This is a genomic window from Brevundimonas sp. (genome assembly GCF_031082345.1).
GTDB lineage: Bacteria > Pseudomonadota > Alphaproteobacteria > Caulobacterales > Caulobacteraceae > Brevundimonas.
Window position 1 is genome coordinate 1 of sequence record NZ_JAVHLH010000409.1, and the last position, 1,094, is coordinate 1,094.

Below are 1,094 nucleotides of genomic sequence, written 5' to 3' on the forward strand. Positions count from 1 at the left end.
GGCGGGCGGCGCCGTCGCAGACCGGCAGGTCGGGACGGGCGAGGCCGGCGCAGCCGCCGAGCGCGGCGCAGGCGAGCATCAGGATCAGGCGATGGGACATGGTCAGGCTCCGGAAGGTCGGATGGATCCGCCACCTTTCGGCGGCCGGCGGTCGGCTTCGAGGGGGCCGCGGGCGCGGCCCGAGCCGCTTGAGCCCAGCGCCGCCGCATTGGCGAAGTCGGCGAGGCCCGCGCTGGCCCCGCCGGCGATGCCGGCGGCGATCGCCGGGGTCTGCAGGAAGAAGATGCCGCCGAGCAGGCACAGGGCGATGAAGATCAGACCGCCCATCATCGGGTCCTGGCCCTGGATGGCGCCCCACTGGTCGCGCACCAGCGACAGCACCAGCGGGAAGATGACGATGATCAGGGCGAACAGGACGAGATAGTTCACCGCCTGGCCCAGCCAGCCGAAGAAGAAGCGCCGGGTGGCGTCGAACAGGGCGCAGGCGATGAAGATGGGCCCGAGCGCGACCAGCAGGGCCAAGGCCAGCTTGGCCAGCATGACCACCCCGAAACCGAGGGCGCAGGCCAGGGCGCCGATGATCAGGACGGCCGCCGAGACGATCCAGGGGCCAGGATCGAATGCCGAGCCCTCGCGCGCGATCGTCTCGGCGAGATAGCCGGCGTAGGCGAGGAACTGGTCGAAGGCGGCGCCGACGCCCGGCGTCTCGGCGCCGCTGACGGCCCGGGTCAGGGCGTTGGGCAGGCCGGTGAACAGCGGTTCGGTGACGAAGGTCGAATAGGCGGCCGTCGTCGCCAGGGCGTAGATCAGGGCCAGTTTGATCGAGCGGATGGCGAAATCCATCACCGGCTCGCTGATGGCCCCGCGCAGGATGGCGAAGCCGTAGAGGACGACATAGAGGACCAGGGCGATCCGCAGCGGGCCGTCGACTTCGGCGATGACCGAGGCGAGGCGCTCGCCGAGGAATTCGTTCAGCCGGGCGTCGATGAAGTCGTAGCTCGGCTCGAAGACCCGGAAGCTCATCGTCACCCTCCCTGCGCCGTGCGCGCATAGACGGCCAGGCGATCGCGGCGCCGGGCCTCGGCCAGGCCGCG

1 protein-coding gene is annotated in these 1,094 nt (G+C 71.1%); it reads right to left on the reverse strand.

What is annotated here, in order from left to right:
- Positions 1-102: 102 nt before the first annotated feature.
- Positions 103-1,023, reverse strand: a complete 921-nt coding sequence (locus tag RDU12_RS15825) for a type IV secretion system protein (protein WP_308685639.1) — start codon at positions 1,021-1,023, stop codon at positions 103-105.
- Between the last annotated feature and the right edge of the window lie 71 nt (positions 1,024-1,094).

Bases quoted from the DNA above. Each gene is read 5' to 3' on its own strand.
- RDU12_RS15825 (WP_308685639.1), bottom strand. From the start codon at position 1,023: ATGAGCTTCCGGGTCTTCGAGCCGAGCTACGACTTCATCGACGCCCGG.